Genomic DNA, 13671 nt, shown 5'->3' with positions numbered 1-13671 from the left:
TCGACGCCTGTGTGTATGGCGACCTGTGGACGCGCGAAACACCGACCCTCGGCGCGAGACCGGCGCCCACTGACGGGCTGGTCATCGCAGGGCCGGTACGTGTTGGGGCGGCGGTTAACCCCTGTCACGCAGTCCACTGAAATGGTCCGCAAAACAGCTTACGGGCTCACGCGGCCTAGGTCACGCCAGCGGTGGGGATGGAGTCCGCCACATTTAGCGATACCCCGGGTTTCGTGCGGAAAACTTTTGCTCAGCGCTCAGAAAAACCCGACAGCCCGCCTTTCGCAGGGCTGAATCGGTCAATTACGTCCTCTACTGACCCAGGCGTCTCGCTGCTGCGCAAGAGCCTCAGCAATGCGTCACAGTCCCGGCGCGGTCCCTCGGCGACGACCTCCACCCGGCCGTCGGACGCGTTCCGGGCCCAGCCGGCCAGACCGAGCTCGAGCGCGCGGCTCCGGGTCCACCACCGGAAGCCCACGCCCTGGACTCGTCCACGAATCCACGCGGTCAGTCGAACCGGTTCGGTTTCCGATGCGTTCTCGGGTTGACGCGGTACGTCACCATCGAAGTCTCGACCCGGGTTCGCGGGAGTGGTCACGGGGGCCAACTCTAACCGCGCATTAAACCGAGCTTGTGGTTGCGCCGTGGGCCTGGTGCGTCCTCGTGTGCCCTTCTTAGGCTCGCCGCCGATGGAGCACCAACGGAGCAGTTACCGACCCCGCCACCGGAAGGCCGACAAAGTCGGTCCGACCCCGTGGCGAGCCGCCGGCGGGCGCGGCCGCACTCGCGAACGCGCCGGATTCAGCACGAAGAGCGTCCTGGGACTCGTCGTGCTGGCGGCCGTGGCGATCGGGGCGCTGATCCCGATCTACCTCGGGCGCGCCGGAGCTGACACGTTGGAGACGGCCAGCGGCGCCCCGCTCGCGGCCGACGCCTTGGCCAGTGAGTCCGTCGACGCGGCGGCCAGCACCGACGCCGGTACGTCGGGCACCGACACCGCGAGCCGGTCCAAGCGCCCGGCCGTGAAGGCGCCCGGGACCACGTCCGCGTCACCGGCCCCGTCGAGCAGCGCGGCCGAGGACGCCTCGCCGAGCAGCGACGAGTCGTCGGACGGCCCCGAGTCCGAGCCGAGCGACGACGAGACCCCGAAGACGCTGGCCAAGCCGGGGCCGGCCACCGAGGCGGACGCGGTCGTCGACCTGGTGAACACGGCCAGGGCCGAGTTCGGCTGCGATCCGGTGCACACCGACGCCCGGCTGACCGCGGCCGCGCTGGCGCACAGCGAGGACATGATCGCCCGCGACTACTTCTCCCACAACACGCCGGAGAACCTCTCGCCGTGGGACCGCGCGAAGGCGGCCGGGTACGAGGTGCCGACCGGGGAGAACATCGCGCTCGGCCAGAAGACCGCCGAGGCGGTGATGGACGCCTGGATGAACAGCGAAGGCCACAAGGCGAACATCCTCAACTGCCAGTCCAAGGCCATCGGAGTAGGCCTCGCCTTAGACCCGTCGGGCACCGCGTACTGGACCCAGATGTTCGGCGCCGAGTAGGCGCTAGAACCCCGTCCGGGTCATGACGCCCCAGTCGGACTTGGTGCGTCGTAGGGCCTGCCAGGCGCCTCGGACCCGCCACCAGGCGGTGAGCTGGCGGAAGCCGAAGTTCTCCGCGGTCGCGGCCAGCATGATCACGAGCAGGTCCTGCCAGCGGTGATACCGGCGGAACGTGAACTCCTCGACCGTGATCGCGGTCAGCGTCACCAGGATCGCGTACCCGTAGGCGACCAACAGCAGCTGCAGCGCGAACACCGGCTCCACGACCCCGAGCGCCAGCCCGAGCGGCACCAGCACGATCCCGGCCAGCTCGATGATCGGCGCCACCGCCTCGAACAGCAGGTAGTACGGCAGCGCGAGCGTCCCGATCCGGCCGTAGCGCGGGTTGCCCATCATCCGGCCGTGCTTGAGCAGGATCTCGACCAGCCCGCGGTGCCACCGCCGCCGCTGCCGCCCCAGCACCGGCACCGTGCCCGGCACCTCGGTCCACGACACCGGCTCCCCCACGAACACGATCCGGTAATCGCGTCCGACCTCCCGCAGCCGCCGGTGCAGCCGGACGACCAGCTCGGCGTCCTCGCCGATGCAGTCCGGGTCGAGCCCGCCGACGTCGACGACCACGTCCCGCCGGAACAGCCCGAACGCCCCCGAGATCACCAGCAGGCCGCCGATCCGCGACCACCCGGTGCGTCCGAGGAGGAACGCCCGTAGGTACTCGGCGATCTGCACCCGCGGCAGCCACGCCTTCGGCGTCCGGATCTCGGTGATCCGGCCGGCGATCGCCGAGCACCCGTTGACCACCCGGACGACCCCTCCGGTCGCCACGACCCGCAGCGGGTCGTCCGCGAACGGCTTGGCCACCGCGAGGAGCGCGTCCGGGTCGAGGAGGGAGTCCGCGTCGACCATGCAGAGCAACGGGTGGCGGGCCACGTTGATCGCGGTGTTGAGCGCGTCCGCGCGCCCGCCGTTGTTCTTGTGGACGACGGTCAGCGGCCAGCCGCCCGAACGGGCCGCGTAGACGGCTCGGACGGTCGCCCGGGTCGGGATCTCGTCGGGGATCACGCGCTGGGTCTCGACGAGGTCGAAGGCGTCGACGAGGCGGTCGAGCGTGCGGTCGGTCGAGCCGTCGACGATGACGACGACCTCGAAGCGCGGGTAGCGCAGCGCGAGCATGGCCTGGACCGCGCCGACGATGCTCAGTTCCTCGTTGTAGGCCGGGACGAGGATCGAGACCGGCGGGGTGAGCGGGCTCGTGTAGGTCTCGTCGTGGCCCTGGTAGGGCTGGCGGCGGAGGTAGCGGGAGAACTCGGCCGCGGCGATGCCGATGAGGACCAGATAGCTCGTGTTGATCGCGAGAAAGTAGACCAGCACGAACACGCCGAGCACATCCAAGCCGGCGAGCACCGCGTCCCGCAGGCCGTCCATCAGCCGGCGCCCACGGCGCCGCGCGGGCAGCCGCTCACGGCGCGCTCAGCCGCGCCGCGCTGAGCGCGGCCCCGGCGTAAGCGGCGCGCCGAGCCCGGTCGGCGCGGTCGGCCCGGTCGGCGCGGTCGGCACGGTCGGCACGGTCGGCGCGGTCGGCGCGGTCGGCTTCGTGGCCACCGGAGGTACCTGCAGCGCCAGCCGCCGCCGAGCGGGCGATCTCCTCGAGCGCCGCTCGGCCGATCGGGCCCAGGTGGAGGAGGGCGAGGCTCGCCGCGTCGGCCACGGCGTGGGACTCGTCGCCGAGTAGCGCGGTCAGCATCGGGACGGCCTCGGCCGAGCCGAGTTCCCCGAGCGCGGTCGCGGCGACCGGCCGCAGCCCCGCGGGCGAGCCGCGGCCGACCGCCGCCACCAGCGGCAGCAACGCCGCCGGGTGCCCGATCAACCCCAGCGCGCGAGCCGCCCGCACCCGGACCTCCAGCAACGGATCCCCCGCCAGCACCGCGATCAACGGCTGAGCGGCGCTCACCGCCCGCAACAGACCGAGCGTCTCCGCCACCTCGGCCCGCACCACGTCGCTCGGATCCGCCAGCGCCGGCACCAGCGCCGGCGCGGCCGGCGGCCCGAGCCGCAGCAGCGCCTGCACGACGACGGTGGCCGGCACCCGGTGCGCCCCGTCCAGCACCGGAAGCAGAGAAGCGGCCACCGACGGATCCCCGATCCGCCCGAGCGCCCGGGCCGCCACCTCACGCACGTCCGACGACCGGTCCCCGAGCCGCTCGGACAGCGGCGCCACCGCGTCCGCGGACCCCAGCAACCCGAGCGTCTCGGCCGCCCGGGCCCGCCCGACCGCGCCGAAGCGACCCAGCCGCGCCAGCGCCCGCTCGGCCGCCCCGTGCGACTCCAGCAATCGGATCAGCGCACCGCGGGCGTCACCGCGCACCTTCCCCAGCACGCGCACCACCAGCGGCTCGATCGCGTTCCAGGTCGCCGCGGGCACCGCGGCCAGCGTCTCGTACGCGTCGCCGTCGTCGTCGGAGTCGGCCGCCATCATCAGAACGAGCGGCCGGACCGGCTTCTCCAGCCGCTCCCGCCGCCGGTCGGCGACGATCCCCCACACTCGCCGCACCGCGGTCACGATCACCAGCAGCACGCACACCCCGAGCACAGCCAGCAGCGAGACGACGAGGAGCGACTCGCTGACCCGCACAGCTCAGGCTCGCGCCCGCGAGAGCAAGGCCGTGACCCGGCTCTGGAGCTCCCGGGGGCTGAACGGCTTGACGATGTAGTCGTCGGCACCGACGTTGAACCCGGCCTCGACGTCGCTCTCCTGCCCCCGGGCGGTGAGCAGGATGACCGGGATCGCCTGGGTCACCGAGTCGGCCCGCAGCTCACGGCACACGTCCAGCCCGGACATGCCCGGCATGGCCACGTCCAGCACGACGATGTCCGGAACCGCCCGGCGCGCCTCGGTCAGCGCCGAGGCGCCGTCGGTCGCGGTGATCATCTCGTGCCCGGCCGCGCCCAGCTTGAACGCCACCAGATCGAGGATGTCGCGGTCGTCGTCCGCGACCAGGATGGTGCTCATACCCGATAAAAACACACAAACTGCGTTTACCAGCGTGCGCGGCGCGGCTTCGGCTGGCATACCGGGCAGGTGTACGACGAGCGGTTCATGAACGCGTCGCGCCGGATCGGCGTCCCGCACCGGGGGCAGGGCTCGTCCTCGCGGCCGTACGCGGCCAGCGACCGGTCGAAGTACCCGCTCTCCCCGTTCACGTTCACGTAGAGCGAGTCGAACGACGTCCCGCCCTGGTCGAGCGCCTCCAGCATGACCGCGCGCACCCCGTCGAGCAGCGTCGCGATCGCCGGGCCGGTCAGCGTCTCGGTGGGGCGCGCGTAGTGCAGCTTCGCCCGCCAGAGCGCCTCGTCCGCGTAGATGTTCCCGACGCCGGAGATCAGCGTCTGGTCGAGCAGCGCCCGTTTGACGCCGGTCTTCTTCCGCCGCAGGGCGGTCGCGAACGCGCCCGGGTCGAACTTCGGGTCCAGCGGGTCCCGCGCGATGTGCGCGATGCTCGGTGGCACGTCCTCCGGGTCCGGCAGCGGCTCGACCGACAGCCCTCCGAAGGTCCTCTGGTCGACGAATCGGAGCTCGCGGTCCTCCCCCGCGAACCGGATCCGGACACGCAGGTGCGTCTCGTCCGGGGAGTCCGTCGGCTGGACGAGCAGCTGACCGCTCATCCCGAGGTGGCCGATCAACGCGTCGCCGCCGTCCGTCGGCAACCACAGGTACTTACCGCGACGGTGCGCGGCGCGCAGCGTCCGGCCGGTGAGGACCTCGGCGAAGTGCAACGGTCCGGCCGTGTGCCGACGGATCGCGCGCGGGTTGTAGACCTCGACCGACTCGATCGGGCGGCCGAGCACCCAGCGGTCCAGGCCACGGCGGACGACCTCGACCTCGGGAAGTTCAGGCATTCTTCGTGTCGGCCGCGTCGGGGTCGGCGAGTTTCGGGGTGATAGCGCTCTCCGCGGGGGCCGCCCCCGGAACGCCGGCGTCGATGCGGTTGCGCAGCGTGCGCCAGGCCAGCTCGGCGGCCTTCTGCTCGGCTTCCTTCTTACTGCGGCCCTCGCCGGTGCCGAGCTCCTCGCCGCCGACGACCGCGGTCGCGGTGAACGTCTTGGCGTGGTCGGGGCCGGCCTCGGTGACCCGGTACTCCGGGACGCCCAGCGCGTTGCTCGCGGTGAGCTCCTGCAGGCTGGTCTTCCAGTCCAGGCCGGCGCCGCGCTGGGCGACGTCGAGCATCAGGTCGTCGAACAGGCGGTGGATCACCTTGGCCGCGATCTCCAGGCCGTGCTCGAGGTAGACCGAGCCGAGCAGGGCCTCGAGCGTGTCGGCGAGGATGCTCGCCTTGTTGCGGCCACCGGTGGCCTCCTCGCCCTTGCCGAGCAGGAGGTGCGACCCGAGCCCGCCGGGGCCGAGGTCCTTGGCCACGCCGGCCAGCGCGCGCATGTTCACCACCGACGCCCGGAGCTTGGCCAGCTGGCCCTCGGGCAGGTCGGGGTAGCTGAGGTAGAGCGACGACGTGATGACCAGGCCGAGCACGGCGTCACCGAGGAACTCGAGACGCTCGTTGGTGGGCAGGCCGCCGTTCTCGTAGGCGTACGACCGGTGCGTCAGCGCGCGCTCGAGCAGCTCGGCGCCGAGCGTGACACCGATCGCTTCCTCCAGCAGCGCTGCGGGGGGTCGCTCCCTCATGACCGTGCCTTCTCTCCGGGAGCCGCCAGGGCGGCCATCTTTGCCGGGTCCGGTAGGGCGTCACCCGGGTTCTCGAGCACCGCGCGCAGGCGGGCCGCGTCGTCGTCGCGGACGGCGGCCGCGGCCAGCGCGATGCAGTCGGCCACGTCGTCCGACCCGGCCGCACCGTGGCCCAGGACGACGATCCCCTGGACGCCGAGGAGCGTGGCCGCGCGACGGTGCACCCGGCCGTGTGCGGCCGGCGCGACCGACGTTCCCGCCAGCGCCAACGAACCCTCCAGCGTCTTCAGCACCACGTTGCCGGTGAAGCCATCGGTGACGACCACGTCGGCCCGGCCCCCCAGCGGAACGTCGTACCCCTCCACGAGCCCGACGTAGTGCAGGTCGCCGCCGGACAGGGCGCGGTCGGCCTTCTTCCGGAGCTGGTCGCCCTTCCCCGGCTCGGTGCCCACCGACAACAGCCCCACCCGGGGAGCGTCGAGTCCGAGCGTCACGCGCGCGAACGCCGAACCCAACCGTCCATGACGGACGAGGTCGGCGTCGGACGCACCGGCGTGCGCCCCGACGTCGACCAGAACGACCGGATGGGCCAGCGCGGGCAGCACGGCGGCCAGCGCGGGCCGGCGGAAGCCGGGCAGTTTCCCGAGCTCGGTGACCGCGGCGGCCACCGCCGCGCCGGTCGGACCGACGCTGATCACCGCGTCCGCCGCCCCGGAACGGACCGCCTCGACGGCGAGCCGGACCGAGGTGCGCCGGGTGCGGACCGCCCGGACGGGCGCGTCGGACATGCCGACGCCCTCGTCGGTGGGCAGCAGCGTCACCCGATCGGCGACCGCGTCCCACCGGGGGCGCAGGCTCGGCGGACCGGCCAGCACAAGGTGGAGTTCGGGGTCGCCCTCGAGCGCGGCCAGCGCGCCGTCGAGGACGACGTCCGGCGCGCGGTCACCGCCGAGCAGGTCGACGGCGATCCGCACCGGACGGGTGGTGATCAACGGCACCGGCCCCGCAATGCCTGCTGCCGCGACGTCGTCAGACGCCGCGGCAGCGCGGGGCACCGCATCTTCGGGCACCGCACCACTCGGCGCAGTACCGGCCCGGGACCTTCTGGGGCTCAGACCGCGACGACCTGACGGCCGTTGTAGTAGCCGCAGTTCGAGCACGCCGCGTGCGGCAGCTTCGGCGACCGGCAACGGTCACACGGCTGCGTGTTCACCACGGTGGTCTTCCACTGGGCCCGGCGCGAGCGGGTGTTGCTGCGCGACATCTTCCGCTTCGGTACGGCCACGGCTCTAGCTCCTGCTTTCTCGGTTCGGGTCGTTCAGTGCTTGCAGCGCGGCCCAGCGCGGGTCGGCCACGTCGTGCGAGTGCTCGGGCGGCAGATCGTCCCAGTGCACCCCGCAGTCGGGGCACAGACCGGGACAGTCGTCGCGGCACAGCGGGTTGGTCGGCAGTGCGAGCACCACCGCGTCCCGCAGTGCCGGTTCCAGGTCGAGGAAGTCTCCCTGGAGCCGGCTGACCTCGTCTTCGTCGGTCGTGTCGTCCGTTTCGCTGTCCGGGTAGGCGTACAGCTCCTGGATCTCCACGTCGACGAAGTCCTGGAACGGTTCGAGGCAGCGACCGCACTCGCCCTCGATCGGCACCTCGGCGGTGGTGGAGACGAGTACGCCTTCCAGCACCGACTCGAGCATGACTTCGAGGTCGAGCGTCGTCCCTGCCGGGACCCGGACCAGGTCCAGCGCGAGGTCTTCCGGCACGGGGACGGGGCGGCGTAGGCGCTTGGCCGACCCAGGACGGCGACCTACCTCGCGAGTATCGAACACGAGGGGTTTCCGTGGGTCGAGGCGCTCCTGCGTCTTCCTGCTCTCGGGCATGATGATCTCTCGGCACTGGTAAGGCCGTCGGCGAACTCTACCTGAGGGCGACGGCCAGAATCGAATCGGGCCCTGCTGAGCCCGACGTACAAGCGTACTGCGAATGCTCTAGAACGGCAGGGGCCGTTCCTCGCTGGTGGCGTCGAAGCCGCCTATCTCCGACAGGGCCCGCATCTTGTCGCGGCCTCGCTCGACCGTGGCCAGCGTGCGGTTGAGCATCTGCTCGAAGTTCGCCAGCGTCGTGTCGACGTACTCCTCGACCTCGTCGCGCAGCCGCTGGGCCTCGGACCTGGCCTCCCCGACGATGCGAGCGGCCTCGTGCTCGGCCGAGACCGTGACCTCGGCCACCGAGACCAGCCGCTGGTGCTCCGCCTCGCCCTCGCCGATGATCCGGTCGGCCTCGCGCTGCCCGGCCCCGATCACCTTGTCGCGCTCGTCGAGCAGCGCCTGGGCGCGGCGGATCTCGGTCGGCAGGTCCGCCCGTAGCTCGTCGAGCATGGCGAGGATCTCGTTGCGGTTGACGATCGCGTTCGACGACATCGGCATCGAGCGCGCGGCCTCGACGAACGCGCTGATCTCATCGATTCGGTCGAGAGGGTCCACGACTGCTCCGGTCTGGTCTGTGGCGTTGGGCGTCATCCTGCCTCTTCCGCCGGGCCGGAGCGAACTAAGAGTTGTTCAGACGCTCGACCAACCGCCGCCGGACCGCCTCGGGTACGTGCGCGGACACGTCACCGCCGTACTTGGCGACCTCTTTGATCAGGCTCGACGACAGGAACGAGAACAGCGGGTTGGTGGCCATGAACAGCGTCTCGACCCCGGCCAGACCGTGGTTCATCTGGGCCTGCTGCAGCTCGTAGTCGAAGTCGCTGACCGCACGCAGGCCCTTGACGACGACCGGGATGTCGTTGTCTTTGCAGTAGTCGACCAGCAGCCCGCTGAACGTGTCGACGCGCACGTTGCCGTAGGACGCGGTCACCTCCGACAACAGGTCGATCCGCTCGTCGACCGTGAACAGACCGGCCTTGCGCGGATTGATCAGGACGGCGGCCACCACCTCGTCGTAGAGGCGGCTCGCTCGACCGATGATGTCGAGATGACCGTTCGTCACAGGGTCGAAAGAACCAGGACACACCGCTCGTCTCACGAACGGCGACCGTACCAAAGCGTTCCCTCGCCGTACCGGCGCTCACGTACTCCCACCAGTGGTTTCGGCCACACCCAGGGCTCGTCGCGGGTGCTGCGTTCGACGACCACCAGGGCGTCTGAACCGAGCCAACCAGAGGAATCGAGGTCGGTCAGGACGCTCGCGAGGGCGGCGGCGGCCAGCGCGTAGGGCGGATCGGCGAACACCAGGTCGTAAGCCCGCGAAGCGGGCGACCCGGCCAGCCGCTCGACCGGCCCGCTGCGTACCTCCGCGCCCGGCAGGCCCAGGGCCGCTGCGTTGGCCCGCAGCGTTCGCACCGCCTTCGGGTCGGAGTCCACCAGCAGCGCGTGGGCCGCGCCCCGGGACAGCGCCTCGAACCCCACCGCCCCCGACCCGGCGTACAGGTCGAGGACGTTCGCCCCCTCCAGCTCCAGGGCCGCGGCGACCGCGCTGAACAGCGCCTCCCGGGCCCGGTCCGACGTCGGCCGGGTGCCCTTGCCCGGCGGGACGTCGATCCGCCGCCCCCCGGCCACCCCCGCGACGATCCGGGTCACGTCTTTTCCAGGTAGTCGGCCGACTCCGGATCGACCAGCGCGTCGACCGCGGCGGCCAGGCCCGGGTAGGCGCGCAGCTCCGGATCTTCGGCGATCAGCGTCGTCGCCTCGACCCGGGCGTCGGTGATGACCTCGAGGTCGTGCAGCAGCGACAGCAGCTTGAGCCGGGAGCGGCGGCCGGACTGGGCGACGCCGAGCACGTCACCCTCCCGGCGCTGCTCCAGGTCGAGCTGGGCCAGCTCGAACCCGTCGGTGGTGCTGGCCACCGCGTCCAGGCGTTCGCGGGCCTTGGTGCCGGCCGGGGCCTCGGTGACGAGCAGGCAGAGACCGGCCGCGCTCCCCCGGCCCACCCGGCCCCGGAGCTGGTGGAGCTGGCTGACGCCGAACCGGTCGGCGTCGAGGATCACCATCGCGGTGGAGTTCGGGACGTCGACGCCGACCTCGATCACGGTGGTCGCGACCAGCACGTCGAGGCGGCGGGCGGTGAACTCGGCCATGACCGCGTCCTTCTCGTCGGCCGGGAGCTTGCCGTGCAGGATGCCGATCTTCAGGTCGGCCAGCGGCCCCTCGGCCAGCTTCGGGGCCACGTCGAGCACGGCCAGCGGCGGACGCTTGGCCGACTCGTCGTCCTCGGGCGGAGGCTCTTCCTCGAGATCCTCGTCATCGTCTTCCGCTACCGCTTCGCCGATCCGCGGGCAGACGACGTAGGCCTGGTGCCCGGCCGCGACCTCCTCGGTGACCCGCTGCCAGGCCCGGGCCAGCCAGGCCGGCTTCTCGGCCACCGGCACGACCGACGTGGCGATCGGCGACCGGCCGCTCGGCAGCTGGGTGAGCGCCGACGTCTCCAGATCGCCGAACACCGTCATCGCGACCGTGCGCGGGATCGGCGTCGCGGTCATCACCAGGACGTGCGGCGGGGTCTCGCCGCCCTTGGCCCGCAGCGCGTCCCGCTGCTCGACGCCGAACCGGTGCTGCTCGTCGACGACGACCAGGCCCAGATCGGCGAACTCGACGCCCTCGGAGAGCAGCGCGTGGGTGCCGACGACGATGCCCGCGCGGCCGTCGGCGGCCTCGGCCAGCGCGGCCCGGCGAGCGGCCGCCCCGAGCGAACCGGTGAGCAGCGTGACCCGGGTGGCGGTCTCGGCCGCGTCCAGCTCGCCGGCCCTCGCCATCGGCCCGAGCAGCGCCCGGATCGAGCGGGCGTGCTGCGCGGCCAGCACCTCGGTGGGCGCCAGCAGTGCGGCCTGGCCGCCCGCGTCGACGACCTGCAGCATCGCCCGCACCGCGACCACGGTCTTGCCCGAGCCGACCTCGCCCTGGAGCAGCCGGTGCATCGGGTGCTCACCGGCAATTTCATCGGCGATCTCGTCGCCGATCTTTTCCTGGCCTTCCGTCAGCGCGAACGGCAGCTGGGCGTCGAACGCGTCGAGCAGGCCCCCGAGCCGCGGCGGCCGGGCCGTCGCCGGACGCGCGGCCGCGGCCAGCCGGCGCATCGCCAGCGTCGCCTGCAGGCCGAACGCCTCGTCCCACTTCAGCCGGTGCTTGGCCTGCTGGAGCTCGCCGCGCGAGGCGGGCTCGTGGATCGCGCGCAGCGCGTCGGACAGCCCGATCAGGTGGCGACGGCGGCGGATGCCCTCCGGCATCGGGTCGTCGATGTCGGCGACGATCTCCAGCGTGGCCCGGACCGCCCGGGCGACCACCCAGGTCGGCACCTTGGCCGCGGCCGGGTAGACCGGGATCAGCGCGTTCGCGAACTCGGCCAGCGCGTTGCTGCCTTCGCCATCGGTGAGCTCGCCGGCCTCGGCCAGCAGCTGGTAGTCGGGCTGGTTGAGCTGCAGTTTGTCGCGGAACTGGCCGACCTTGCCGGAGAACAGCCCCCAGCGGCCGATCGTCAGCTGCTTCTCGCGCCAGGCCTGGTTGAAGAACGTGAGCTGCAGGCTGCGACGGCCGTCGGTGACCGTGACCTCGAGCATCTTGCTGCGCGGCTTCTGACGCATCGGGCGCACCGTGATCTTCTCGATCTTGGCCGCGACCGTGACGTGCTCGCCGATCTCGAGCGCGCCGAGATCGGACACCTCACCGCGCTCGGCGTACCGCCGGGGATAGTGGTGCAGCAGGTCACCGACCGTTTCCAAGCCGAGCCCTTTCGCCAGTGCGTCCGCGGTCTTGGCTCCGACCGCGTCGCGCAACGGCGACGTGAGCGTGGGGCGCTGCACCGATGTCACCTCCAGACGGTTCCGGCGGGTCAACTCCTACCAGGTGGCTCTGACATTCGCCGGGGCGGACAACCTCACTCCACCCCGATGACGACGACCGCCCGTGGCTGGCCGCCGTCGATCACGTGCACCTCGCAGAACGGCCAGTGCGTGTGCAGGTGCGCCTGGACGAAAGCCTCGAGCGACGGGCCGGCGGCCGCCCCGAGAACCACGGTCACCAGCTCGCCGCCCGCGTTGAGCAGCCGGTCGAGGACGTTCGTCACCACGTCGGGCACCGCGACGCCGATCGCCGCGACGTCGCCGTCGACCAGCCCGAGCACGTCGCCGACCCGGCACGGCCCGGCCATCGTCAGCCCGGCCTCGTCCGCGATCACGACCTCGGCCCAGCGCGTCGCGGCCGCCGCCTCGGCCATCGCGACCACGTCGTCCCGGAACGACCGGGCCCGGTCGGCCACCGCGAGCGCGGCGATGCCCTGCACGACCGACCGGGTGTGCAGCACCGAGACCGTCGCACCGGCCGCGGCCGCCGCTTCCTCGGCCACCGGGACGTGCGCGTCGGAGTTCGGCAGCAGGACGACCTCGTCCGCGCCCATCCGCTCGATCGCCGAGAGCAGCTCGTCGCTCCGCGGCGCGCCCTCCACCGGGACGGCGCCCGCAGCCGCGAACACCGCGGCCAGGCCGGCGCCGGGCACCACCGCCACGATCGCCCGGCCCGACGCCGACGCGGTACGCACCCGGGCGATCAGCGGCGTCACCGCGACCTGGTGCGGCCGCCCGAGCTCGAGCCCGGCCTCCAGCGCGGCCCCGATGTCGTCGGCGTGGACGTGCACCGACCAGAGCGAGGGTTCCACGTATGCGACGACCACCGAGTCGCCGATCTCGCTCAGCCGCTTGGCGAGGCCGGGAACGTCGGGTTCCCGCGAGGCGAGCAGGTACTGGATCTCCCACCCCTCCTGCACGCCGGCCGCCGGGACCGGCTCCGGCTCCGGTGCGGCCAGGTCGACGACCGCGCCCCGCACGACCGTGTCCAGCACGTCCAGCATCACGACCAGGCCCCGGCCACCGGCGTCCACGACCCCGGGCAGGCCCATCGCGGCGAGCTGGGCCGGAGTGCTCTCCAGCGCCCGCCGGGCGGCCTCCAGCGCGGCCGCGCTGACCGTCGGCAACGCGTCGGTGTCGACCTCGGTCGCGGCCCGGGCCGCCGCACCGGCGACCGAGAGCACGGTGCCCTCCACCGGCTGCGCGACCGCCGAGTACCCGGCGTCGACGGCCGCGGTCAGCGCGGTGGCCAGCGCCCGCCCGCCCACCGGCCGGTCGGACGGCAGCGCGGCTGCGGCCCCGGCCAGCAGCTGCGACAGGATCATCCCGGAGTTGCCCCGGGCCCCCAGCAGCGCTCCGCGGGCCATCGCCGCCCAGACCTCCCGCGGACCGCCCGTGTCCGGCAGTGCGTCCACCGCGGCCTGCAGGGTCAGGACCAGGTTCGTCCCGGTGTCCGAGTCGGCGACCGGGAAGACGTTCAACGCGTCGATCTCCCGCTGGCTGCGGCGCAACGCCGACAGCGTTCCCGCGCACCAGCGCCGGACCGCTCCGGCGTCGAGGCTGTCGAGCACGCCACCCCCTCCGTCAGGACGTATGGTCGCGCACGGCTCCCG

15 protein-coding genes are annotated in these 13671 nt (G+C 72.5%); 1 reads left to right on the top strand and 14 read right to left on the bottom strand.

The genetic code is table 11. The features are described 5' to 3' along the window. Nucleotides 1-250: 250 nt before the first annotated feature. Nucleotides 251-598, bottom strand: a complete 348-nt coding sequence (locus FL583_RS42915; RefSeq protein ID WP_142705271.1) for an acylphosphatase — start codon at nucleotides 596-598, stop codon at nucleotides 251-253. A 91-nt stretch (nucleotides 599-689) separates the two neighbouring features. On the opposite strand from FL583_RS42915, the gene FL583_RS15190 reads away from it, so the two are divergent. Beyond that, nucleotides 690-1553: a CAP domain-containing protein gene (locus FL583_RS15190; RefSeq protein WP_142705270.1), complete on the top strand. Its 864-nt coding sequence runs from the start codon at nucleotides 690-692 to the stop codon at nucleotides 1551-1553. Between the two features lie 3 nt (nucleotides 1554-1556). Here FL583_RS15190 and FL583_RS15185 read toward each other — a convergent pair whose 3' ends face one another. From FL583_RS15185 to FL583_RS15125, 13 genes are all read right to left on the bottom strand, one after another. Then, nucleotides 1557-2978 carry a glycosyltransferase family 2 protein gene (locus FL583_RS15185; protein WP_142705269.1) on the bottom strand — a complete coding sequence of 474 codons (1422 nt, stop codon included), beginning with the start codon at nucleotides 2976-2978 and terminating at the stop codon, nucleotides 1557-1559. A 34-nt stretch (nucleotides 2979-3012) separates the two neighbouring features. Next, nucleotides 3013-4185 (bottom strand): HEAT repeat domain-containing protein, encoded by a 1173-nt coding sequence (locus FL583_RS15180; protein WP_142705268.1) that lies wholly within the window; start codon nucleotides 4183-4185, stop codon nucleotides 3013-3015. A gap of 3 nt (nucleotides 4186-4188) precedes the next feature. Then, nucleotides 4189-4563, bottom strand: a complete 375-nt coding sequence (locus FL583_RS15175; RefSeq protein ID WP_142705267.1) for a response regulator transcription factor — start codon at nucleotides 4561-4563, stop codon at nucleotides 4189-4191. A 26-nt stretch (nucleotides 4564-4589) separates the two neighbouring features. Further along, entirely contained in the window at nucleotides 4590-5450 is an 861-nt protein-coding gene (gene mutM / locus FL583_RS15170; RefSeq protein WP_142705266.1) for a bifunctional DNA-formamidopyrimidine glycosylase/DNA-(apurinic or apyrimidinic site) lyase, read from the bottom strand. Continuing rightward, nucleotides 5443-6231, bottom strand: a complete 789-nt coding sequence (gene rnc, locus FL583_RS15165) for a ribonuclease III (RefSeq protein WP_142705265.1) — start codon at nucleotides 6229-6231, stop codon at nucleotides 5443-5445. The genes mutM and rnc overlap by 8 nt, the downstream gene beginning before the upstream one ends. Then, nucleotides 6228-7220 (bottom strand): phosphate acyltransferase PlsX, encoded by a 993-nt coding sequence (locus FL583_RS15160; protein ID WP_420843146.1) that lies wholly within the window; start codon nucleotides 7218-7220, stop codon nucleotides 6228-6230. The genes rnc and FL583_RS15160 overlap by 4 nt, the downstream gene beginning before the upstream one ends. Nucleotides 7221-7342: 122 nt before the next feature. After that, nucleotides 7343-7516: a 50S ribosomal protein L32 gene (rpmF, locus tag FL583_RS15155; RefSeq protein ID WP_035857142.1), complete on the bottom strand. Its 174-nt coding sequence runs from the start codon at nucleotides 7514-7516 to the stop codon at nucleotides 7343-7345. A 4-nt stretch (nucleotides 7517-7520) separates the two neighbouring features. After that, on the bottom strand, nucleotides 7521-8102 hold the full coding sequence (locus tag FL583_RS15150; RefSeq protein ID WP_142705264.1) for a YceD family protein: 582 nt from the start codon (nucleotides 8100-8102) through the stop codon (nucleotides 7521-7523). A 108-nt stretch (nucleotides 8103-8210) separates the two neighbouring features. Further along, complete coding sequence (locus tag FL583_RS15145) at nucleotides 8211-8705, bottom strand: hypothetical protein (protein ID WP_142705263.1); 495 nt, start codon at nucleotides 8703-8705, stop codon at nucleotides 8211-8213. Nucleotides 8706-8769: 64 nt separating this feature from the next. Then, complete coding sequence (gene coaD, locus FL583_RS15140) at nucleotides 8770-9249, bottom strand: pantetheine-phosphate adenylyltransferase (protein WP_142705262.1); 480 nt, start codon at nucleotides 9247-9249, stop codon at nucleotides 8770-8772. Continuing rightward, nucleotides 9246-9803, bottom strand: coding sequence for a 16S rRNA (guanine(966)-N(2))-methyltransferase RsmD (rsmD, locus tag FL583_RS15135; protein WP_142705261.1), 558 nt, complete (start codon nucleotides 9801-9803; stop codon nucleotides 9246-9248). The genes coaD and rsmD overlap by 4 nt, the downstream gene beginning before the upstream one ends. After that, the gene (gene recG, locus FL583_RS15130) at nucleotides 9800-12028 is read right to left on the bottom strand and encodes an ATP-dependent DNA helicase RecG (RefSeq protein ID WP_142705260.1); all 2229 of its coding nucleotides are present in this window, start codon (nucleotides 12026-12028) and stop codon (nucleotides 9800-9802) included. The genes rsmD and recG overlap by 4 nt, the downstream gene beginning before the upstream one ends. A gap of 65 nt (nucleotides 12029-12093) precedes the next feature. Next, nucleotides 12094-13629: a DAK2 domain-containing protein gene (locus tag FL583_RS15125; RefSeq protein ID WP_142705259.1), complete on the bottom strand. Its 1536-nt coding sequence runs from the start codon at nucleotides 13627-13629 to the stop codon at nucleotides 12094-12096. Nucleotides 13630-13671: the final 42 nt, after the last annotated feature.

The sequence above is a fragment of the Cryptosporangium phraense genome, assembly GCF_006912135.1.
Classification (GTDB): domain Bacteria; phylum Actinomycetota; class Actinomycetes; order Mycobacteriales; family Cryptosporangiaceae; genus Cryptosporangium; species Cryptosporangium phraense.
Note: the sequence above shows the minus strand (reverse complement) of the source record. Positions and strands in the feature narration are given on the sequence as shown.